The following is a 22,652-nucleotide window of genomic DNA, read 5'->3' on the forward strand; positions in this document are numbered from 1 at the left end:
GGACACCCGGCCTGGGCAGAAGAGCCTGCCGTCACCCGGGCTTTGTTCCATGCGGTACAGGCTAAAAGAGGGGAGCTGCCCGGGCGATGATTTCGGGCAGCTCCCCTGAATGTTTTATGAGACTCGTCGTATGCGCAGTACGGTTGACGAAAAATCAGAAAGCATAACCGGTACTCCCTGCTCCATCCAGGCCAGGCCTGAGCGGGGTTCGGATTCGCCTTCAATTTCGTAAAGTGCGTTTTCATCCAGCCCGCGCAGGCGCACCGGCGGGAGCATAACCGGCTCAGGGATATGGGTGCGGAAGACAAAAAGGACCCCTTCGGAACGATCTTTACTCATGTATTGAACTGCCGAGAAGGGGGACTGTTGCGGCGATAGGAGCCGGAACTGGTCGCCGAGTTGAACGATGGGGCGAATTTCTTTGTAAAGAGCAATCCAGTGAGCGGCCTGCTGGCGTTCTTCTTCGCTCCAGTGGAGCAGATTCCCGCCCACACCCAGGGCACCACACATGGCCACATGGAAGCGGAAGTCTAAAGGAATGCGCTCGCTGGCGGCATCGGTTACCCAGGCTTCCATCACGCTGGCAGGGAAAATGCAGGAGAACCCCTCCTGAATGTTCAGGCGAGCGGTTGCTTCGGTGTTATCGCTCACCCATACCTGATCGGCCAGGTGTAAGATACCCAGGTCAGCGCGCCCTCCACCCCCGGAACAGCTTTGCCAGATGACGTTGGGATGGCGGCGGCGTAATTCACCCCACACGCGGTATACTCCCTGCACATAACGCACCCAGAGTTCACGCGGGTCACCAGGAGCATCTGGCCAGCCAGGTTCGCTGACGTTTCGATTCATATCCCATTTGATGAAAGCAATATTGTTCTCACGGAGGAGGCGGTCCAGGGTCTCGATCAGGTATTCCTGTACATCAGGCCGGGCCAGGTTGAGGATGAGTTGATTGCGGGCTTCGGTGCGGGGACGGGAAGGGAAGTGAATGACCCAATCGGGGTGCGCCCGGTACAGGTGGCTGTCGGGATTGACCATCTCAGGCTCGATCCAGAGCCCGAAATCCATTCCCAGATCATTGACTTTACGGATAAGGGGTTGCAATCCATCCGGGAATTTGGCAGGATCGGGCCACCAGTCACCCAGTCCGGCATTGTCGGAATGGCGCCCCTGGAACCAGCCGTCATCTACGACGAAGAGTTCGATGCCCATATCGGCGGCGAGTTCAGCCAGGCGGGTTTGACTCTGGACGTCAACATCAAAGGTGGTGGCTTCCCACGAGTTGTAGAGCACCTTATGGGTGATGGGGCCGTGAGGAAGGATGGAATGCCGGATAAAATCGTGCAACAGACGGCTGGCCGCGCCGAAGCCGCCCTTCGTATAGCCTGCAAAAGCTGAGGGAGTGGTGAATACTTCTCCCGGCTGAAGGCACCAGGCAAAATCCCAGTCGTTCAGCCCGATGTTGATCCGGGTGGAGTCAAAATCGGTTACCTCTGCAGTGATCTTCCAGTTTCCGCTCCAGGCCAGGGCGCCGAACCACACTTCTCCCTGATCTTCATCCGCCGTCCCGCGATCGATGGCAAACCAGGGGCTGGCATGATGGCTGGTTGTGATACGGCGGCTTTCCAGCACTTTCAGGCCGGGTTTGAGAAATTCACGCTGGAGATGGTTTTCATCCAGCCATTTTCCGCTCAGATGAGTCAGGCGGTATTGACCGAACCGTGGAAGGTGCCACTGGGCAGAGAAAATCCGCTCCAGGGTGACGGGCTGGCTGCCCAGGTTTTCCACGGTAACCCAGCGCTCGATCAGGTCCTCGGCAACATGGGCGCGGTAGTGCAGGTTCACCCGCAGAGGATAGAGAGCATCGTGTAGATGCAGGATGAGTTCTTCTCCCTGGGTGCTGGCCTCTTCAAAGAGCAGGACTGTGTCACGGGTGCCATCTGAGAAAGTCAGTTTGAGGCAGGGGTCAATATATTTCAGACCGCCGCAGGCAGGGTATTCCTCTGGAACCACCTGTCCCGGGCCGTTAAAAGAGGCCCACCCTGGCATGGCGATTGGAGGTGGGTAATCCGTCGGGCGGGGGAGGCGCACTCCCCAGTAGCGATGGGTGAGTAACCCCATGGCATTCATGCCTGTGGCGTAACCGGTGTTTCTTGTTTCGATGATCCAGGAGTTGGGGAAAGAGAAGATAGGCATAGGATTTCTCCAGATGTGAGAGGCCTGACTCAGGCCAGGTAAAAGAATCGCCCCTGATGGGTTTGCGAGTCTAAAAGATAGAAGGATCGTTCTTCCACTCTGACGCCGCCCAGTGCACCCGGGTTGATCAGACGCATCTTCCCGATTTGTTCATCGCGGCGCCGATGGGTGTGGCCGGTAAAGAGAAGATCAACCGACTGGCTGCGGATCAGTTCTTGAAGAGCGGCGGAGACGTGCCCATGGACGGCGGCAATTTGCAGCCCTTCGATCTCTCCGCGGTAAATCATGCCTGAGTAGTTCGAGGGGTTAAGCTGGAGCAGTGCCTGGCGGATGGCACCGGTGGCAATGTCTCCATTTCCGCACACATGGATCACGCGGAAACCGCCCAGAGCGGAGGCTGTTTCGGGGGTGGTCAGGTCGCCACAATGGATGAGCACTTCGGCCCCTTCCTGCCTCAGACGCTCCAGGGCAACCTGCAGGTTGTGAAGATGGTTATGAGTATCGGAGATGATGCCGATTTTCATCGTCAAACAATTTCCAATAGCCTGAAGGCAATATTGCTTCTTCGGAAAGAACGCTCCAGAGCCGCTTTGTGGGTCTCATCCAGCGAGGTGATTACCAGCCGCAGGCTGAATCCGCCATCGGGTAAAGTGTTGTTGACCGAGCGCAGGATGTTCCCTCCATGCCGCGAGACGATTCCGGCCAGGCGGGAAAGCACCCCGGGGCGGTTGTCTTCCTGGGGGGCAACCAGGTTGACGGTCGTCCAGTGCAGGTTCTCGCGGGTAATACCGGCCTGAATGAGCGCCTGACGCAGATCTTCCACCCGGATGGCGCCCCCGCCCACCGCCGCGTACAGGTCTTCCAGGCTGGCGCAACCGAGAAGTTCAAGAAGGGTATCGACACGGTCTGCCTCCAGAGTTTGCACATCTTCGAGGGCCAGAATACCGGCCTCGGCAAGCATTCCACGTACCCTTTGCCGCCCCTGGTCGGCAGATTTCCGCAATGCCTCGATCGCCAGCACCACCCGCAGCAGGCGGGCAGTCGATTCGTTACAGAAGCTCAACCATTCTTCAGAGGGGGTGAGACGTTTACCGCTGGTGACCACCTCAACCACGTCTCCCGGGGAAACACGGTCGGAGAGCCGGGCAAGGTTGCCATTGACTTTAACAGCGCTGATCTTATCCAGCAGGAATTCTTGCTGGATGGATGCTACTGCATCGAGCACGGTGGAACCCTCTCTCAGGAAGCGCGCCCCTGCAGGTTGTGAAGATGGTTATGAGTATCGGAGATGATGCCGATTTTCATCGTCAAACAATTTCCAATAGCCTGAAGGCAATATTGCTTCTTCGGAAAGAACGCTCCAGAGCCGCTTTGTGGGTCTCATCCAGCGAGGTGATTACCAGCCGCAGGCTGAATCCGCCATCGGGTAAAGTGTTGTTGACCGAGCGCAGGATGTTCCCTCCATGCCGCGAGACGATTCCGGCCAGGCGGGAAAGCACCCCGGGGCGGTTGTCTTCCTGGGGGGCAACCAGGTTGACGGTCGTCCAGTGCAGGTTCTCGCGGGTAATACCGGCCTGAATGAGCGCCTGACGCAGATCTTCCACCCGGATGGCGCCCCCGCCCACCGCCGCGTACAGGTCTTCCAGGCTGGCGCAACCGAGAAGTTCAAGAAGGGTATCGACACGGTCTGCCTCCAGAGTTTGCACATCTTCGAGGGCCAGAATACCGGCCTCGGCAAGCATTCCACGTACCCTTTGCCGCCCCTGGTCGGCAGATTTCCGCAATGCCTCGATCGCCAGCACCACCCGCAGCAGGCGGGCAGTCGATTCGTTACAGAAGCTCAACCATTCTTCAGAGGGGGTGAGACGTTTACCGCTGGTGACCACCTCAACCACGTCTCCCGGGGAAACACGGTCGGAGAGCCGGGCAAGGTTGCCATTGACTTTAACAGCGCTGATCTTATCCAGCAGGAATTCTTGCTGGATGGATGCTACTGCATCGAGCACGGTGGAACCCTCTCTCAGGAAGCGCGCCCCGCCGCTGGGGGTGAGAATTTCAATGGGGCGGTAGTGGGAGGTATCGCGGTGGTGACGAATGCAGTCGATCACCCCCCACATGTTTTCACCCTCCATTTCCCGGGTGGCGATGGCTACTTCGACGGCTCCATAATCGGGTAACCAGATGGTGACCTGAATGGCACGGTAACCATTCTGGGGGTAGGCAATGAAATCGTCAAAGCGGTCGTTATCCAGGTAGGGGCCAAAGAAGGTATTGACCGCTCCAAGGAGTTCGTAACAGGCTGTGCGGGAGTTGTTGTCGACCACGAGACGAAAGCTGATCAGGTCATTGACATGGGCGAAATTATTCAGGGGGGCTTTCCGCGCCCGTGCCATACGGCGGAGCTTTTGCCAGGTTTGCCAGTACCCTTTGACGAAGATAGAAACCGAGCCTTCTATACCGGCTTTTTCCATGAGATGAGCCAGTTGCTCCATGAAGGGTTCGATGAACGAAAGTTGCAAGCGTGGGTCGGCGTCTATGCGGGCATGGACATCGGCAAAGGTCTCGGGCTCGGCGTAAGGAAAGGCGAGGTCCTCCAACCAGCAGCGCCATTGATAGCAATTCAGGATACCTGCCAGTTTCCCGTAGGCGCGAATGGCTTCGGTGGCTTTCTGCACCCGTTTGGCGGGCGGCATGTGTTGCAGGGTGAGGAGATTATGACTTTTGTCGGCCAGTTTGACCAGAAAGACACCCGGATCGCGGAACATGGCGATCTTTCGCAGGGTTTCCAGCTCGCGGGAGCGGCCATCTCGCGGGTTGCTCAGCTTGGTCACCCCATCGACGATATGAGCCACTTCTTCACCCAGGGGGCCGGGGAACTTCTGGCGGATGCGGTCGAGGCTCTCGCCGGAGTCTTCGACGCTATCGTGGAGAAGGCCGGCGATGGTCCAGGCTTCATTTCCCACCAGCCGGTCGAGGAAAGCCCCTACCCAGGCGCAATGGGTTTCAAAATAAGGTTCGCCGCTGAGACGTTTCTGCCCGGCGTGGAGCTCTCGTCCCCAGGCATAAGCCTCGGCGATGGCCGGTGTGCGCGGGACGAACTTCCCCGGCATGATATCATCAGCCAGGTTGGGGCGCATCTCATGAATGGTTTGAATGTGCACCATGTAAAAATTTTAACCTTAATTTGAAGAAAAAGCTGCTTTTTACACTCCATTTGTTTGTGAGATTCGTCACAGGATTGATGTCAATGCAAAATAGAAATGTCCCCTGAAATGCAAAATAGAGATGTCCCCTATGAAGAGTGGTGAGACAATGCCAGATGTGATGTTGAGGTCCATGTTAGTCAGTGCCATGGGGTGAAGCTTCTTCGATGGGTTTCCCGTTCAGGTGGTGACCATAGCGGCGCCAGGGGTGATTGGGGGCAGGGGACGGTGGAGCCTTGACCTGACGATCGAGGGATTTGGTATCCACGATGTCGGCTTGACGGATCGCCTTCTGGTAGAGGGAGTAAGGCAAGGGCTGGTTTTTGTAGAGGATCGTCACTTCTCCTTGAGGGGTCTCGCAAACGGTTACCCGGGCATTGCGTAAGGCATAGTCTGGGCGTTCGGATTGGATCTGGTAGATCATGTGCTTGAACTGGAGGGTCAGGTTTTTGGAGAGGGTACGGGTTTCCTGGTGAGACAGGATCAGGTCCAGGTTTTCGGCAGGTAACAAGGGTCGATGGGCATTGTGATGACTGCGCGGGGCTACTGCAAAACGGCGGTTGAAATCTTCCCGAAACTCGGGTAAGAAAGCATTCGCCGTGGCCATGTCAGAAATCCCCCGTAAACGCAGTTCTTTCACCAGGCGGTCTTGCAGGGTCTGGTTCGCCCGTTCAATGCGTCCTTTGGCTTGGGGAGTACTGGCACACAGGATCTGGATCTCCAGTTCCTGCATGGCCCGTCCAAATTGGGTCAACCCGGAGGTGGTTGCCAGAGGACGGGGCTGATTGACCCGAAAAATGCCATGACGGTCGCTGTAGAAGGCTAGCGGCTTGCCATAACGCTCCAGGTAGTGGCGCGTCGCCTCACAGTAGGCGAAAAAGGTCTCATCGGGCACAAACCACAGTTCCATCAACTGTCCCGTCGCATCATCGATAAACACCAGCAGGGTACACTGCGGACCCCGTTCTTCGAACCAGGCATGATCCGAGCCATCGATTTGCACTAACTCCCCTAAACACGCTCTCCGTTCGCGCATCTGGTGCACTGGCGCTTTCTTCCCCCGCCGCGGCTTCCATAGCCCTTCAGCTATCATCAGTTTGCGCACACTTTCCCGCGAAAGCCTCAATTGATGCCGCTCGCTCAACTTCTCATGCGCTAACGTCGGACCAAAGTCCGCATAACGCTCATACAGCAGGTCCAGGGCTTTCTGCCGCGTTCCTCCATCCAGCCGATGGTTGCTCGGCTTCCCCCGCCTTCGGCTCACCAGCCCTGCCGCTCCTTCGCCTTTGTATGCCCGATACAGCCGTTTGATCTGTCGTACACTCAGCCCCAGTATCCGCGCGGCTTCCCCTTGCGTTAGCCGCTTGTCTTTTATCCGTTGCATCGTTTCTAACCGGGTGATCTCTTCTTTACTCATCGCTAGTAGTTCGTCCATTCCCTTTCTCGTCCCTCCTATGGGGACATTTTAACTTTGCACAAAGGGGACTTTACTACTTTGCACTAACATCGTCACAGGATTGATTGACAACCTTGTTTTGGGGGGGTATAATCACCTTTCGTGACACTAATAAGGGAGAGTACGTGATGGAGCCAGAAGTAGCGAAAGAGACCGAAGTCGAAACCAAACCAGAAATTAAACCCAAAATGCATTTTACCGGCAAGGTTTTAAAAACGGGGCTGGCCGGGGCTCTGGTGGATATCGGTCTGGAAAAACCAGCGATGATTCACATTTCGCAGATCGTTGCTCCAAACGATGAGCCGATCAAACGGGTGGAAGATGTATTGCAACCCGGGCAGGAAATTGACGTCTGGGTTCGGCGGGTGAAGGATGACCGGGTGGAATTGACCATGGTCAAACCGCTTGACCTGGAATGGCGAGACATCAAAAAGGGCATGACCGTCAAAGGGAAGGTTGTGAGGCTGGAGAAGTTCGGTGCCTTTGTTGAAATCGGCGCTGAACGACCAGGTCTGGTGCACATCTCAGAAATGGCCTACGGGTATGTTCGTCAGCCATCCGATGTGGTTAAAGAAGGGGATGAAATTGAAGCGCAGGTGATCGATTTCAACCGCAGAAAACGGCAGATCAAACTGAGCATGAAGGCCCTTTTGCCGGAGCCGGTGGTTGAGGAAGAACCCCCTGCACGTGAATTTGTGGAGATGCCCAAACGCGAAAAACCCCAGCGCAAGAAAAAGGCGAAATCTGCTCGCTCACGCGGTGGAGAATCGGGCAGTGACGTTGAAGAATTGCTGGCGGCTCTTGGGCAATCCTCAGCCGAGGCGGAGGAAGAGACAGCCATGGCCATTGCCTGGCGAGAAGCCATGGAACGCGCTAAAGCCCGCAAGCAGGAAGAGAAAATGCGCCGGAACAAGGGAATTTCGCAGGAACAGGAAGAGATTCTCAGCCGTACTCTGGACAATAAAGTTCAGACCACCTGATGCAACGAACGCTCCCACGACTCTCTCCCATGCGTTCAGAATAGAACCCGCTCCAAGGCGGGTTTTCTTTTGCAAAAGCAGAATGCCTGTGGTACACTAACTCCGATGGGTTCAACCGAAGCCTCCCCATCCAGGGGGAGGCAGAATGATGGTGAGGTTGGAAAAAGGAAGATGATGGAAGGATTGAAAAACAGACGACATCCCAGACCTCGAACCTGCTGGGCGGGGAGGTGCCGGTCAACGGCCCTCCCCTCTTCTCTTAAAAGGAGGGGAAAATGACGACAAAATACATTTTCTTTACGGGCGGTGTAGTCAGCTCGGTTGGAAAGGGTGTGACGGCGGCGGCCATGGGGCGGTTGCTCAAGGAGCGCGGCTTCTCTGTGGCGGTGCAGAAACTCGACCCTTATATTAACGTAGACCCGGGCACGATGAGCCCTTATCAGCACGGCGAGGTCTATGTGCTGGATGATGGAGCCGAGACTGACCTTGACCTGGGGCATTATGAGCGCTTTATCGATGTGAGACTGAACAAAGTATGTAATGTGACCACTGGCCAGGTGTATGCTGAGGTGATCAGTAAAGAGCGCCGGGGCGATTACCTGGGCGGCACCATTCAGGTTATTCCGCACATTACCAATGAGATCAAACGGCGCATCGGTCTGGTGGGGAAGACCACCGGCGCGGAGATTGTACTGGTAGAGGTGGGGGGCACAGTGGGAGACATTGAGAGTCTCCCCTTCCTTGAGGCGATCCGTCAGTTACGCAGTGACCTGGGACGCGAAAATACCTTTTACGTGCATGTCACCTGGCTCCCATGGATTGGCGCGACGGAAGAATTAAAAACCAAACCCACTCAACACTCGGTGCGTGAGCTTCGTTCGATTGGTATTTCTCCCGATATGATCGTGGCGCGTTCTGATCATCCGGTGGATGAGTCGTTACGGGAAAAGATTGCCCTCTTCTGCGATGTGGAACGCCGCGCGGTGGTGCCCATGGTGACCACTTCGGTGTTGTATGAAGTTCCATTGCTGCTGGAAGAGGCGGGCGTGGCCGAGCTGGTGCTTCATCGTCTGGGCCTTGAGGCGCGTACCCGCCCGGACTGGAGCGATTGGAAAAAACTGGTCGAACGCGTGCGTCAGCCCAAGCCCAAAGTACGCATTGCTCTGGTGGGGAAATATGTTGAGCTTCATGACGCTTATATGAGTGTGCGCGAGGCGCTTAAACACGCTGCGCTGGCCCTGGGGGTGGAACCGGAGATTCACTGGGTGCACTCGGCGGAGCTGGAAAAAGGGAAGGGCTGGGATCAGGTGGTGCAGGCGGACGGTATCCTCGTGCCGGGTGGCTTTGGAAGCCGTGGAATCGAGGGGAAAATCCGCGCTATTCACCATGCGCGCACGCAAAAAGTACCTTACCTTGGTTTGTGCCTGGGAATGCAGTTGATGGTGGTGGAGTTTGGGCGGTATGTATTTGGAAGCGACGAAGTCAACTCCACCGAATTTGACCGATCTACCCCCTACCCGGTGATCGATTTAATGCCCGAACAGCATGGCATTACGGATATGGGTGGGACGATGCGCCTGGGTCTGTATCCATGTCGCCTTCAACCAGACACGCGTGCGCGTGCCTGTTACGGGGTGGATGTGGTGGAAGAACGCCACCGGCATCGTTTTGAGTTTAACAATGCGTTCCGCGATATTTTCACGCAGCGTGGCATGGTGCTTTCGGGGCTTTCCCCTGACGGGCGACTGGTGGAAATTACCGAGATTGCCGATCATCCTTTTATGGTGGGAACTCAGTTCCACCCGGAATTTCTCTCACGCCCCAATCGGCCGCATCCACTTTTCCTGGGGTTCATGCGGGCAGCGGCTGAACGTGCCGGTGTGTTAGAGACTGAGAAAGAAACGGTTACAAACGCCTGAGGCAGAGCCGTGCAAGGTTCCGGCGAATGAGCTGCTCGGATTGGCGTTCCTGTATTATACTTGGGATGCCTGTAGCAAAGGGTTGCGGCTTGATCGCCGCCGAAAAAATTTGACTGACGAGGTTTGAAGCTATGGACACTGTTATTGAATCGATTATGGGGACTGAAATTCTGGATTCCCGGGGCAACCCCACCATAGAGGTGGAAGTTGTCCTGGCCGATGGAAGCTGGGGGCGTGCCGCGGTACCCTCAGGGGCTTCGACTGGCGTGCATGAGGCGCTTGAGTTGCGAGACGGGGATAAATCGCGCTTCCTCGGAAAGGGCGTGACGAAAGCCGTTGAGCACGTAAACAACGAGATTGCCGACGAGCTCGTCGGGTGGGATGCCGTGGAGCAGAAAGCCATTGACATGCGCCTGCTCGAACTGGATGGCACGCCGAATAAATCGAAACTGGGGGCTAACGCTATCCTGGGTGTGAGCCTTGCGGTGGCCAAGGCGGCGGCCAATGCCCTCGGTTTGCCGCTTTACCGCTACATTGGTGGGGTGTATGCTCACGTGCTTCCGGTGCCGATGATGAATATCCTCAACGGCGGCGTGCATACAGGCTGGCAGTCGACCGATGCGCAGGAATTCATGGTCATGCCGCTGGGTGCCCCCACCTTTGCGGAAGGTTTGCGCTGGGGGGCAGAAGTTTATCATGCCCTTAAGAGCGTGCTGAAGTCACGTGGTTATTCCACGCTGGTGGGCGATGAGGGCGGTTACGCCCCGGCGCTCAAGGCCAATGTCGAGGCGGTTGAGGTGATCCTTGAAGCGATTGAAAAAGCCGGTTTCAAAGCTGGAGCGCAGGTGGCCATCGCGCTTGACCCGGCGGCTTCGGAGCTGTTCGATGAGGAGACCCGCAAGTACAACCTGCGCAAAGAAGGTAAGATGCTTTCGGGCGAAGAGATGGTGGCTTTCTGGAAGAACTGGATTAATCAGTATCCGATTGTTTCTCTGGAAGACGGCTTGGCCCAGGACGACTGGGAAAGCTGGAAGCTTCTGGTGGCCACGCTGGGAGACCGTATTCAGATTGTGGGCGATGATTTGCTGGTGACCAACCCCGTGCGCGTTCGGCGGGCGATTGCCGAGAAAGCGGCCAATGCCTTGCTGGTAAAGCTCAATCAGATTGGTACCCTCACTGAGACCATCGAAGCGGTTGAGGCCTGCCATCGCGCCGGATGGCGCGCAGTGACTTCTCACCGGAGTGGTGAGACAGAGGACTCTACCATTGCCGACCTGGCGGTGGCGCTGAATATGGGGCAGATTAAGACCGGTGCCCCGGCCCGCTCGGATCGCGTGGCCAAGTATAACCAGTTGCTGCGCATTGAAGCCGAACTGGGCGATACAGCAAAATATGCCGGCTGGGACGCGCTGGTGGTTCGTCCACCCTTTGCGAAGTAATTTCTCCCTGGTTTTGACAAAAGACCCCGAGGGTTTTTAATGCCCTTCGGGGTCTTTTGATTCTGGTATGTCGTCCAGAAAATGGAGAATTTCCTGGACGACCTGCCCAAAGGCAGGACTTGTGGGAAGCACCACGTGGTGCTCTCCATTAACCTGGGAATAGCGGGCATTGGGCCCGATCATACTGGCGAGCTTTCGAGAAAGCTCCGGGCGGGTGATCGGGTCGCGTTCTCCCTGAAGAATGAGGGTGGGCATCTGGAGACTGCGTGCCTGCTGACGAACATTCTTCCCCATCTGGCGGAATTGTTCCAGAAAGAGAAGTGGAACCTGAAGCGGGCGTATGGCCTGTTGCACCTCAGGGTGTGCCAGGTTAACCTCTGGTGCTACCTGACCAGCAGCGGATTGAAGGTGAAGGGTAGGGAAGGATACCAGGCGAAATGGCCGAAGGGAAACCGGAAGGACAAGGCGAACCAGCCAAACGGCGGCACGGAGAGGGAGAGTTTCGTTGAACCAGAAGGGAGCAATGAGCACCAGGCGGTCGGGCTGGCTGGCAAGTGCCGCAGAGATGGCAAGTGCCCCGCCCATGGAGAACCCGCAGAGCACCACGGGCTTCCCTGTGGCGCGCGCTGAGGAGACTTCTCGGGAGAGAAACCGAACCCACCCGGCGGTGCGTTGCCTGAAGAGAGACGAAATTTGAACACCAAATCCCGGTAAAAGCGGCACCCTCACAGCCCATCCTGCGCGGTTGAGCTCTTGAGCCAGAGAACGCATTTCGTTGGGGGTGCCCGGAAAGCCATGCACCAGAATGACCAGGCCACGATCTCCGGGCAACTCGAAGGCTTCGTGTTCGGGGGTGGAGAGCAGGTTGAGGTCGGGCAAGAGTGGGTCGCAGCCGGGGGTAGTCAGGGCGTGGAACAGGCTGAAGAGAAGCAAGAAGCCTCCCTGAAGGGTGATTCCCCAGCCCATGCCCCGCCAGAAGGGTTCGGTTCCTCCTTCTTCTGTCAGGACCAGAAAGCCCCCTGCGGCGAGGATCAGCAAGGCCAATCCGGCGCTGATCCACAGGGTGCGCCTGAAGGTGCGCGCAGCATGGGCCTGTCGGTTGCTGTCAAAGGGCAGGCCAAGCCTGGCAGTGGCAAAGCGCAAGCTGAGGAAGGCCAGGATGACCTCGATAGCCCCCCAGACCATTCCCTGTAAGCCCAGCCCTTTCCAGATAGCATCCTGCTGGAAGATCAGGTATAACCCGGCGCCCAGGCTAATCGCGCCCCAGGTAAACAGTCTTCGGCTGAGAATGCGCTGGAAGTCGTAAATCATGGCAAATGTTTATCCTCCTTACCCGGCTTGGAGCTTATCCAGAATCGCAAGAACACTGGCATTGGTGGGAATATCCTTCATGGAATCGCCATAATGCTGAAAGCGAATTTTACCTTCCAGATCGATGACAAACAAAGCAGGCATGCGTCCCATTTTTAAAAGATTAAATTCTTGATCATACTGGCTGGCAACCCGCGAGCGAAGGTCGGGGCAACCGATGAAAGGCAGATTATTCTCCTGCCAGTAACGCTTGAAGGCGTTGGGGCCATCGGGGCCGATGGCGATGATTTCAGCGTTGCGGGCGGTAAATTGAGTGTAATCCTGGCGCAACTGCGCCAGATGTTGACGGCAATAGGGTCATATAAAGCCGCGCAGCAGAACCAGAACGATGAATTTTTTCCCACGAAAGTCTGATAATCGGATCGTGCGGCCAAGTGTATCGGTGAGTTCAAAATCAGGGGCTGTAGGATCGGCGGGTAAATGGGTAACCATAGAGAAACTCCTTTCGTGTGTACGAAAGAGAAACAAAGATTATGGAAGAGCTTCAGAAAAATGATCCCTGATGAATTCAATCACCGGATTCAGGAAGAGGTCGGGACATTCTTCCTGGGGAAGGTGCCCACAGGCCGGGAGAACTGCCAGACGCGCCCCTGGAAGTTCAGAAGCCAGGCGGACGCTATCGGCGGCGGGAATGATCTGGTCGTTTTCTCCGCTGATCACCAGGGTGGGGAGGAAAATTCCCCTCAGCCGGGGAGCCAGGTCTTCATTGCCACTGCCTGCTTTGGTAAATTCCCACAGTGCCGCATCCCAGTTGGCCATGTGCAGGGGTTTACGGTAGCCAGCCTGGATTTCGGGAGTGATGCGGGAGGGATCGTGCCAGGCGGCCCGGAGGAAAGCTTCTCCCTGCTCACCGGCCAGGGAGCGGGCAAAGAAAGGCCCCAGCCGATCCATCTGAGGGGTGTGAACCAATGGTTGCAAGATGCCAAAAGGGCGCCGGTTGCCGGTGTAAATGGCCGCATCCACCAGCACCAGCCCGCTCACACGTTCTGGATGAGCCAGAGCGGCCTGAACTGCTAACCGCCCACCGGCAGAATTACCCACGAGAATGGCTTTTTCCATTCCCAGGGCATCCATCAGACCCAGGAGAAGGGTGAGGTTGCCTTCTACCCCGTAGGGGCTTTCTCCCTTCCAACTGCCCGGAAGGGGGCGTTCGGTGAGGCCAAAAGCGGGCCGGTCATACGCTACTACTCGTGCATACTGGCTGAGAGGCCCCATCACCTCACGCCAGGAAAAGACACTGGCGCCAAATCCATGAAGCAGGATCATCACCGGTTCGTCCGTGCCGGCTTCTTTATAATGCACCTGTAACCCATTTGCGGTGAGAAACCGGCTATCGGGGTCAGCCAGTGCTTCGACGGGTTGAATATCGGGCAGGGGAGGAACAGGGATCACCAGCGGCCCGATGATGAGTAGCACCAGAAAGAGGCCTGTCACAGCCGCAAGGACGCGAAGAGGGCGATTCATGGAGACTCCTTCAGGCTGGTCAGGAAGTCCGTCAGGGCTGAAACCACCTGCCGTTGTTGCTCTTCACGCGAAATGGAGGCTGGCTTATCACCTGGCTGGTTACCATACCATCCAAACTCGGCATGGTTGCCGCCGATGATTTCAACCCAGCGGGTGTCTGAGGGGAGCAAAGCACGCGAGGCGGCGATTTTCTCAGCGGTGGCCAGTCCATCCTGCGTGGCATAGATGGAGATGCTCTTTACGTTCACAGATGAAAGGTCGTCGCTTGCGGCCGGGTACGAAGCAAGTAAGGCCAGCCCGGTGATTTTCCCGGGATGATTCCGGACAAAGTTAGCCGCCATGGCTCCACCGAGGGAATGGCCGCCAAGCACCCAGCGGCGAACTTCAGGATGGGCAGCAATCACCTTCCCTGCAGTATTGGGAGCCAGAACAGCCAGATTGAGCGGCATGGGGGGCAGAATCACCAGATATCCGTTTCTGGCGAGTTCCCTGGCCAGGGGGGCGTAGGCCCGGGCATCCACATGTCCACCCGGGTAAAAAATGAACCCGGTATCCGGTGAACTACCGGCTGGTTTAAATTCGTACCAGGAGGAGGGACGGCTAACTGAGAGTGCAGAATCGCGCTGCATGGCCGCCAACGCCTCAGGCATGGGAGGAGAAGGGGTGAGGCCCCAGAAGACAAAACCACCTGTGACCAACAGAAGGATGATCAGCAGGCCAATCAAAACCTTGCGTAAAACATTCATACCATGATTGTAGAATGAAGCAATGGCCAGATCAAGGTCAGGATTGTACAAACCTCATACAGCGGTGCGGATTATTCCTGGAGCATTGAGCGGGCCATTTCCCAGATGCGGTCGAACATGGCGGGGGTGAGGCGCCCCGTCTGGGTGTTCTGGCGGCTGGGATGGTAAGAAGCCAGAAGCCAGGGGAGGTTAACATCGGGTTGGTAAAATGCCGCGTGTTGAAAAACCAGGTGATTGGATGAAACCCCCTGCTGGCGATACCAGGCCAGCAACCAGTCAAAGGCGATGCGACCGAGGGCCACAAAACCCTGCAGGTGAGGGCGTAAGAGGCCGATTTCTTCTTCGAGGTAAGGGTGGCAGGCGGCGATTTCCTGCGGGGTGGGTTTATTGTCTGGAGGGGCACAACGTACAGCAGCGGCTATGTAGAGGTCGTTCAATTGCAGGCCATCTTCTCGATGATGAGACAACGGTTGGTTGGCGAACCCCGCACGGTACAGGGCGGCATAGAGAAAATCGCCCGATGCATCGCCGGTAAAGTTGCGCCCGGTACGGTTTGCGCCATGTGCACCGGGGGCCAGCCCGACTACGAAAATGCGAGCATGGGGATCGCCAAACCCGGGGACGGGTTTCCCCCAGTATTCCCAATCCTTATAGGCGCGCTTTTTCTTTTCAGCCACTGCTTCACGCCACGACACCAGGCGAGGGCAACGCCGGCAGGTGATGATGCGCTCCGATAACGATGCCAGAGAATCCTCAAGATCACTCACGCTGTTCTCCTGTTTGGGGTGAAAGCCCATTTAAAAACGTATCAAGGAGAAAATGTACCACGGCAGTTTCGTCAAAGCGGGGAGAACCGGTTGCGGAAAAGAAGGGATACATCATTCCCAGGAATGCCCAGGTGGCCATTTCGGGATCCACGGAGCGGAGTTCTTTTTTTTGAATGCCGCTCCGAAGGATATCGGCTATGCCGTCAATGAAGGTAGCATGGTACCGGCTGGAGAAGGACTCCCGCTTTTGCGGGCTGAGCTTGTTCATCTCCTGGGCCGCAAGCCGAATGAGCGCCCGGCGTTCCATTGGAAGGCGGGTAAAAATCGCATGGATGAGAAAGCCCAGCTTCTGAGGAGTCCCTCCGGGTTGAGATGTTGCCTCAGAGATTAAGGCGGTGAGTTCTTCCAGACTGCTCTCCAGGATTGCCAGGAAGAGATCCTCTTTATCAACAAAATAATAATACAGGCCAGGCTTGGAAATATGACAACTGGCCGCAATCTCACGCATGGAGATACCATCGTAACCGCGGATGACGAACAGCCGCGCGGCTTCGTTTAGAATGTGAGAGCGCATATCAGATGGCGAGGAGGGCTCCATAAACATCTGGGGTTGATTTTACCTCTCTTTGTCAGAGTTGTTCTGCTTCTCCAGCCACCGCATGCTCTCGGATAGTCTCCAGTTCGGCATCCCGGTTTTTCAGAAACCAGGCGGCCAGGAGGAGGAGAACCCCCACACCGGCTACTGTCAGGAACGCGGTGCTGTAACCGGCCAGCGGGCTTTGGACGGCACGTGAGGCGGCCACAGCTCCCACGAGGGCACTGCCTATCAGTTGACCAACGCTGGAGAAAAGAGTGATCACTCCCTGAGCAACGGATCTTTCCTGCACGCGGGCTTCGTTGAGCATGATGTATCGCACAGGAGCACCCAATAAAGCACTTAAACCCAATCCTACGAGCACCCCGGATAGGATGAAGAGGGGAAGTGAGGTAGAAAAGAGGCTGAGCAGAACCAGCCCGATGGTCATGACCAGGTTGCCGACGAAAATGACCGGTTTCGAGCCCACATGATCGAGCAGGCGGCCAGCCAGGGGTGAACCAATCATCATGGCCAGCACCACAGGCATAAGCATCCAGCTCGCATTTTTCTGCGTGATCCCGGCGCCTTGCAGGCTGATCACAGCCAGCAAAGGCATAAAGACCAGGCTGGCCTCAGCAAAACCAGCACCTGCAGAGAGAAGATAGGCCAGGCCAAGTTGACGGCGGTTAAAGAGACGCTCTGGGAGGATGGGATTCTCTGCACGGTGCTCTACAAAACGTAGAAGTACGAGGAGCCCAAGCGAGAGACCCAGAAAGGGCCCCACGGCTGGTGAAAACAGACTGGAAAAGAAATGCGTGGTATCGAGCTGGTTGATTCCGAAGGCGAGGCTTCCCAATAGCAGGCTGAGAACGGCCATACCTGCCCAGTCAAAGCGTGGTGAGTGACCGGGACGTGTGACCGGAAGCAGGCGAATACTGAAGAGAATGATCACCCCGGCTACGGGCAGGTTGATGAGGAACAACCAGTGCCAGGTGGCCAGACTGAGCACCACTCCACCCAGAATGGGGCCGATGAGAAAGGCCAGCCCGAAGACGGCTCCAATGAGCCCCAGGGCACTACCGCGCTTTTCAAGGGGAAAGGTGTCGCCGATGACGGCACTGGCTACCGGGAAAATGCCTCCGGCGCCAAATCCCTGAATGGCCCGCCCGGCGACGATCATGAAAAAGTTACCAGAAAAGGCGACAAGCGTGGAACCTGCGGCGAAGAGAGCAAGATCGAGGATGTAAATCCAGCGGCGGCCATAGAGGTCGGAAAGTTTTGCCATGAGGGGAGTGCTGACCAGCTGGAAGAGAACATACATGCTAAAAATCCAGGTGAGAGCGCGCTCAGAGACCTGGAATTGAGATCGTATGGCGGGTAAAGCTGGCCCGACGATGGCGATATCCAGGGCGCCCATCAGCACACCAAAAAAGAGAACCGTGAGCAAGCGATTTCTACGTTGATTTTCCATTGGGTAAATCCATTCCTTTGTTCTGGCTATTTACCGACCGGTCGGTCAGTACTACGCTATCATACCATGAGAAGAAGGGATGTCAAGAGATGAGGGGTGATCAAGAATCCTCAGGTGAGTATTCTTCTTTCAATGTCCACCCTGTGGGTGTCCAATCTGGCAATGGGGGGGAAAGGTTAGCCAACCAGGGATCGATCCACGGGTGAAATGGGTTGTGATTGGCCGATACCGGTGTATGTGATGTCTGTGAACCTTTTGAATGAAACCTGCGCCTGAATCGTTACACCCGGGTGAGAGGAGATCTGGAGGGGTGATTTCACCAACCGCCTGTGTAACAAAGGTAAACGAGTGTTTGTCCCATATCTGGTTGGTTTTTGATTGCTTACCACATATGGTGATAAAAAGTTGTAAATCAGGCGGATTTGCCCCCATATGTGGGGTTTCAAAAGTCGCCCACCATTTTTGGGACAGACACAAACGAGAAAAAGCTTGACAGAACAAGTGTTCTATTGTATACTGTTGCAGTATTCAATAGCCCGGTGTTTTCAGGAGGTATCCATGTCTCGAATAGTGCATTTTGAACTTCCCACATCGAATGTGCAGGTCAGCAAAAAGTTCCTCGAAGAGGTCTTTGGCTGGAAGATCGAAAAATGGAATGGCCCGGTGGAGTACTGGACGGTTACCACAGGTGATCCTTCAGAGCCCGGAATTAACGGAGGACTGGGTGGTGCGGCGAATGAGTTCCACGGCACTGTGAACACTTTAGAAGTGCCCAACCTGGATGAAACCCTTGCCAGAGTCGTGGCCGGTGGCGGGCAGGTGGTGATGCCCAAGGATGAAATCCCGGGGGTGGGCTGGCTGGCTTACATTCGCGAGCCTGGCGGGGCTGTGCTGGGGGTGATTCAAAACTTCCCTGAAAGATCAATGTAAAGCAACACATCGGGGAATTTGGGCAGGGTAGGAACAGCTACCCTGCCCCTTTTTCGGTAACAGACGGTATCCATTCGTTTCCACGGGCAGGAAAACGAAAGGGTATTCTGGATTCTTCTGCTATACTTATACCAACATATCCCGCAGGAGGTTTTCATGTTTGCCAATGCCCTGATCGTCCTGCTGGTACTGGTGCTGTTTTTTTTAGCGGTACTGCTGGTGCGTACAGCGCTTTATGGGCGTCCGCCTCAGGCGGTGGAGCCAGCGGCCCTGGCTGAGGTATCCGGGGAGGTGGTGGCCGAACATCTGGCAGAAATCATTCGCCATCCCACAGTCTCTGAGTTGGACCCCGAAAAAATCGATTACGCGGCCTTTATTGAATTGCGCGCTTCTTTAGAGAAGCTGTATCCGCGGGTGCATTCTACCCTGCGGCTCGACCCGGTTAACCGTTACAGTCTACTATATACCTGGAAAGGCAAGGATGAGCGCCTGCCTCCCATTCTGTTGGCCAGCCATTCGGACGTGGTACCGGTGGACCCGGCTTCGCGCGGCGAGTGGAAGTACCCTCCGTTTGAGGGGCGTCTGGCGGAGGGATACCTCTGGGGGCGGGGTACGCTGGATAATAAAAATACCCTGATTGCCATGCTGGAGGCTGTTGAGACACTCCTCAAGAGCGGCTATCAACCTGAGCGAACGATTTTGCTGGCCATCGGGCATGATGAAGAAGTGGGCGGGCGGCAGGGCGCAGCCCAGATCGCCGGGCGGATTCAAGCCTACAATACCCGGCTGGCAGCTGTGCTCGACGAAGGTGGGGCTGTGTTTTCCTCAGGGATTGTGCCCGGGGTCAAATTGCCGCTGGCGCTGGTAGGAATTACGGAAAAGGGTTATCTCACCCTGCATCTGGAGGCGGAAGGGCAGGGTGGACATGCTGCCTACCCGCCACGGCACACAGTGATCGGCGTGCTGGCCATGGCAATCGCTGCTCTGGAAGATGCTCCGATGCGCGCTCGTACTGCGCTGATCGAGTTGATGTTCGAACATCTGGGGGCTTTTCTTCCTTTCGGACTGCGCCTGGTATTCGCCAATTTCTGGCTCTTCAGGCCGTTATTCCGCAGAGCAATGCTCACCAACCCACGGATGGCGGCGATGATGCGCACCACAACAGCGGTGACCATGATCTCAGGTGGAATCAAGGACAATGTCTTGCCGGCTCATGCCAGCGCGGTGGTGAACTTTCGTTTGTTGCCGGGTGACCACATTGCTGATGTGGTGCAGCATGTTCGTAAAGTAGTGGGGGAAGATACCGTTCAACTTCACATTCCTGAAGGTGCGGCCTGGGAATCTCCCCCGGTGTCTCCCGTGGATGGAGCGGCCTTTCGCAGTTTGAGCCAGGTTATTCAACAGGTATTCCCCGAAGCGCTGGTGGCCCCTTACCTGGTTATGGGGGCTACGGATGCCCGGCATTACGCGGGAGTGTGCGACCATATTTATCGCTTCAGCCCGATGATTCTGGATGAAGAGGGGGTTACATCCATTCATAATAAAAATGAACGCATTCCCATCGATGTTCTGGCACGAATGGTGCAATTTTATGTGCAATTGATTCAGGTGTGGGGAGCGGCCTGAGGATGGGAGGTCTTCAGGGTGGGTTTTCCCATGGATTGATGCGACTTCTGGAGGAGAACGATGCCAATCTCAGCCGAGCAATTCAAAAACATTCATGATCTGGTGCGGTATCTCAATGATCTGGAGAGCAAAGTAAACCTGCTGGAAGAACAAAATTCAGCCCTGCGTACCTCTTTGGAGGAAATGAGCACACGGAATGCTGACCTGGTGGCTTTTTTGAAAGAGAACTGGCCAAAGACCAGCCTTTTCCATCGCAGTTTCTGGGTGAGGGCCCTGACCATTTTCGGGCACAACCTTGTCATTCAACTGATTCTGGGGGTATTCCTGACGATCATCTATTTTGCCATTCTGGCGCCTGTGCTGATACAGCTTTTCCGGCAGATGTCGGGTTCACTGCCCTGAGGGCCATCTGAGGAATTCTCCGCTGAGCGAACGATCTCTCTCTTCACTTGCCCGACAAATAGAACACCTGGCGGTGCGGGTCTGGCCGGGGATAACCAGTTTGCCCGCTGAACGGCGGGTTGTTGCCGCACTGGATGTGCTGGGGGCGGGGTATTATGCTGTTTTAAGCCTGGCAGGCCTGGGCTGGTTAGTGGCAGTAAGCGACTGGGGGGTTTTACGGGCGCACAGTTTGTTGTTTCTCGTGCTGTTACTGCTGGCGATGCTGTTCAATCGCTTCCGTTACTTTGCGTTTACCGAATTAAGTTTTGGAAAAACGTCGAGCGTTTTTAGCTCCATGGATGGGGTCGCTGGATGGACGGCGGCGCTGTTGCTGGGACCGATCGGATTATGGGTCGGTGTGATCAATGTGGCTGTACGTTTTGCCATGGATCTGCCGGGAAATTTGCAGGCTTCTGCGCGCTGGGAGTTGTTGCGCGTGGAGCTTTCTAACCTTGTGGAAAATACCCTTGCCCGGTTGGGAGCTCTGGTATGTTACCGCGCGATGGGTGGGGCGATTCCATTCCCGAGCATGGAAATTCATACAGTGATTGTGGCATTGCTGGCTACGGCTGTCATGGTTCTCCTTCAGCAGGTGATCTCTGTGCCATTTTATGTCCTTCTTGCAGCTGCGGTGGAGGTCATTGACCACGAGGTTACGCCTTTCCGCTTTTTACGCTTTGTGGTGGGGAAGGGAATCATGCTGGCGGTAGCGGCACCTTTTGCGGTGCTGGCGGCAGGCTTATACCGCGATTATGGTCTGTGGATGATGTTGTTCTTCTTCGGGGGGCTGGTGGTGGTAAGTTACCTGGCCAATCGCTTCAGCCGTTCAGCGTTGCATATTCAATTGCAATCGCGCATGATGGAAGGTCTGGAGAGTCTCAGCCGGGCGTTGTTGCTGGCCCCGCCTGACAGGGAGCGGATTCTCCATGCCATTCGGGAGCATATCACTCAGGGGCGGTTACACCTTCCCGGTAGACTGGAGATTTGTCTTTTCCCGGGCGAAATCATCCTGCATGAACCAGCCATGTGGTCTGCTCTTCCAGAAGATGCCTGGAACTGGTTGCGTGATCATCCCGGAGCGCACCACTTCGGACCGGCTATGCCCCTACCCTGGAACGAAGTAGAAACGGATCGCAGTACGGCTCTGGTGAGTATCAATGATTATGATAGTGGGGAGATGGTGGGTGGAATTTATCACTCGGTTTCAGCGCGTGGATTAATTGACCGCCAGCTTTATTTGCTCTACCTTCCGGCGTTGAATACCCTGGCAGACCAAATTTCACTGGCACTCCGCCGGGTGAAGGGGTATCAGCAGTTGTTGCAGCACCGGCGTGTCGAAGAAGAATTGAGGCTTGCGGGAGATATTCAGGGGAGTTTTCTGCCTGATCGCTTCCCTGAATTACCGGGCTGGAGCCTTTCGGCGATGCTGGTTTCAGCGCGGGATACCTCCGGGGATTTCTTTGACTTCTTCACCCTACCCGATGGGCGGGTAGGCATCGTACTGGCTGATGTGGCCGATAAAGGCATCGGGGCGGCACTGTACATGGCCCTGAGCCGGGCTTATCTCCGCAGCCTGGCGTTGGAGAAAGACCCACACCCTTCTGCCACCCTGGCGGCGCTTAACCGACGTATTCTCCAGGACACCAGTTCAGATCTTTTTGTAACGCTGGTCTATGGCCTGATTTCTCCGGGGAGCGGCACCTTCACCTACTGTAATGGTGGGCATCCACCTCCTCTGGTGGTGCGCTCTAACCCGGACCAACCTGTTGAGTTGCTGGTGCGGACCGGGATGGCGATAGGCGTAACGGAGAACACTGAGTGGCAGGAGGGTTCTATTGAACTCTTTCCGGGAGACTATATTCTGATGTACAGCGATGGGATTACCGAAGCTCAGTCTGACAGCGGGGAGTTTTTTGGACTGGAGCGTTTGATCCGTGAGGTTGAGGCGATGCGGGGACGGCCACCGGCTGAGGTGCGTGAATACCTGATTCAGAGGGTGCAGGATTTTTCGGGTGAGGTGCAGGAAGACGACATTGCCCTTTTGGTTCTGTGTAAAACGGGGTGAT

Annotated in this window: 19 protein-coding genes and 1 pseudogene; 7 read left to right on the forward strand and 13 right to left on the reverse strand. The window is 56.0% G+C overall.

Going from position 1 to position 22,652, the window contains the following annotated elements:
- Positions 1-114: 114 nt before the first annotated feature.
- The 5 genes from ATHL_RS01665 to ATHL_RS01685 form a co-directional block, all read right to left on the reverse strand.
- Positions 115-2,196, reverse strand: a complete 2,082-nt coding sequence (locus ATHL_RS01665; RefSeq protein WP_062189125.1) for an alpha-galactosidase — start codon at positions 2,194-2,196, stop codon at positions 115-117.
- 29 nt (positions 2,197-2,225) lie between these two features.
- Positions 2,226-2,720 (reverse strand): metallophosphoesterase family protein, encoded by a 495-nt coding sequence (locus ATHL_RS01670; RefSeq protein ID WP_062189127.1) that lies wholly within the window; start codon positions 2,718-2,720, stop codon positions 2,226-2,228.
- Between the two features lie 2 nt (positions 2,721-2,722).
- On the reverse strand, positions 2,723-3,439 hold the full coding sequence (locus ATHL_RS01675; protein ID WP_114679455.1) for a TGS domain-containing protein: 717 nt from the start codon (positions 3,437-3,439) through the stop codon (positions 2,723-2,725).
- A 64-nt stretch (positions 3,440-3,503) separates the two neighbouring features.
- On the reverse strand, positions 3,504-5,360 hold the full coding sequence (locus ATHL_RS01680; RefSeq protein WP_062189131.1) for an HD domain-containing protein: 1,857 nt from the start codon (positions 5,358-5,360) through the stop codon (positions 3,504-3,506).
- Between the two features lie 175 nt (positions 5,361-5,535).
- On the reverse strand, positions 5,536-6,834 hold the full coding sequence (locus tag ATHL_RS01685) for an ISNCY family transposase (RefSeq protein WP_084001090.1): 1,299 nt from the start codon (positions 6,832-6,834) through the stop codon (positions 5,536-5,538).
- 149 nt (positions 6,835-6,983) lie between these two features.
- Here ATHL_RS01685 and ATHL_RS01690 point away from each other — a divergent pair, with 149 nt between their 5' ends.
- From ATHL_RS01690 to eno, 3 genes are all read left to right on the forward strand, one after another.
- The gene (locus ATHL_RS01690; RefSeq protein WP_062189135.1) at positions 6,984-7,835 is read left to right on the forward strand and encodes a S1 RNA-binding domain-containing protein; all 852 of its coding nucleotides are present in this window, start codon (positions 6,984-6,986) and stop codon (positions 7,833-7,835) included.
- 275 nt (positions 7,836-8,110) lie between these two features.
- Complete coding sequence (locus tag ATHL_RS01695; protein WP_062189137.1) at positions 8,111-9,754, forward strand: CTP synthase; 1,644 nt, start codon at positions 8,111-8,113, stop codon at positions 9,752-9,754.
- A gap of 131 nt (positions 9,755-9,885) precedes the next feature.
- Positions 9,886-11,193, forward strand: coding sequence for a phosphopyruvate hydratase (eno, locus tag ATHL_RS01700; protein ID WP_062189138.1), 1,308 nt, complete (start codon positions 9,886-9,888; stop codon positions 11,191-11,193).
- Positions 11,194-11,229: 36 nt separating this feature from the next.
- Here the strand turns inward: eno and ATHL_RS01705 are convergent, their stop codons facing one another.
- The 8 genes and pseudogenes from ATHL_RS01705 to ATHL_RS01740 form a co-directional block, all read right to left on the reverse strand.
- On the reverse strand, positions 11,230-12,504 hold the full coding sequence (locus tag ATHL_RS01705) for an alpha/beta hydrolase (protein WP_062189140.1): 1,275 nt from the start codon (positions 12,502-12,504) through the stop codon (positions 11,230-11,232).
- Positions 12,505-12,522: 18 nt separating this feature from the next.
- Positions 12,523-12,849: pseudogene (locus ATHL_RS01710) on the reverse strand (peroxiredoxin family protein); the annotation flags it as partial.
- A gap of 12 nt (positions 12,850-12,861) precedes the next feature.
- Positions 12,862-12,996 carry a thioredoxin domain-containing protein gene (locus ATHL_RS19560; protein ID WP_084001092.1) on the reverse strand — a complete coding sequence of 45 codons (135 nt, stop codon included), beginning with the start codon at positions 12,994-12,996 and terminating at the stop codon, positions 12,862-12,864.
- A gap of 39 nt (positions 12,997-13,035) precedes the next feature.
- Positions 13,036-14,028: an alpha/beta fold hydrolase gene (locus tag ATHL_RS01720; RefSeq protein WP_062189145.1), complete on the reverse strand. Its 993-nt coding sequence runs from the start codon at positions 14,026-14,028 to the stop codon at positions 13,036-13,038.
- Positions 14,025-14,774 carry an alpha/beta hydrolase gene (locus tag ATHL_RS01725; RefSeq protein WP_062189226.1) on the reverse strand — a complete coding sequence of 250 codons (750 nt, stop codon included), beginning with the start codon at positions 14,772-14,774 and terminating at the stop codon, positions 14,025-14,027. The genes ATHL_RS01720 and ATHL_RS01725 overlap by 4 nt, the downstream gene beginning before the upstream one ends.
- Before the next feature lie 71 nt (positions 14,775-14,845).
- Complete coding sequence (locus ATHL_RS01730) at positions 14,846-15,571, reverse strand: uracil-DNA glycosylase (protein WP_062189146.1); 726 nt, start codon at positions 15,569-15,571, stop codon at positions 14,846-14,848.
- Entirely contained in the window at positions 15,534-16,145 is a 612-nt protein-coding gene (locus tag ATHL_RS01735; protein WP_084001093.1) for a TetR/AcrR family transcriptional regulator, read from the reverse strand. The genes ATHL_RS01730 and ATHL_RS01735 overlap by 38 nt, the downstream gene beginning before the upstream one ends.
- A gap of 25 nt (positions 16,146-16,170) precedes the next feature.
- Positions 16,171-17,589: an MFS transporter gene (locus ATHL_RS01740; RefSeq protein ID WP_062189149.1), complete on the reverse strand. Its 1,419-nt coding sequence runs from the start codon at positions 17,587-17,589 to the stop codon at positions 16,171-16,173.
- A gap of 558 nt (positions 17,590-18,147) precedes the next feature.
- Between ATHL_RS01740 and ATHL_RS01745 the strand changes: the two genes are divergently transcribed.
- From ATHL_RS01745 to ATHL_RS01760, 4 genes are all read left to right on the forward strand, one after another.
- Positions 18,148-18,519 carry a VOC family protein gene (locus ATHL_RS01745; protein WP_062189151.1) on the forward strand — a complete coding sequence of 124 codons (372 nt, stop codon included), beginning with the start codon at positions 18,148-18,150 and terminating at the stop codon, positions 18,517-18,519.
- A 156-nt stretch (positions 18,520-18,675) separates the two neighbouring features.
- Positions 18,676-20,145: a M20 family peptidase gene (locus ATHL_RS01750; RefSeq protein WP_062189152.1), complete on the forward strand. Its 1,470-nt coding sequence runs from the start codon at positions 18,676-18,678 to the stop codon at positions 20,143-20,145.
- Between the two features lie 60 nt (positions 20,146-20,205).
- On the forward strand, positions 20,206-20,547 hold the full coding sequence (locus ATHL_RS01755; protein ID WP_062189154.1) for a hypothetical protein: 342 nt from the start codon (positions 20,206-20,208) through the stop codon (positions 20,545-20,547).
- 100 nt (positions 20,548-20,647) lie between these two features.
- Positions 20,648-22,651, forward strand: a complete 2,004-nt coding sequence (locus ATHL_RS01760) for a PP2C family protein-serine/threonine phosphatase (protein WP_062189156.1) — start codon at positions 20,648-20,650, stop codon at positions 22,649-22,651.
- The last annotated feature ends 1 nt before the right edge of the window (position 22,652 follow it).

Origin of the sequence: Anaerolinea thermolimosa (genome assembly GCF_001050195.2) — a bacterium.
Taxonomy (GTDB): domain Bacteria; phylum Chloroflexota; class Anaerolineae; order Anaerolineales; family Anaerolineaceae; genus Anaerolinea; species Anaerolinea thermolimosa.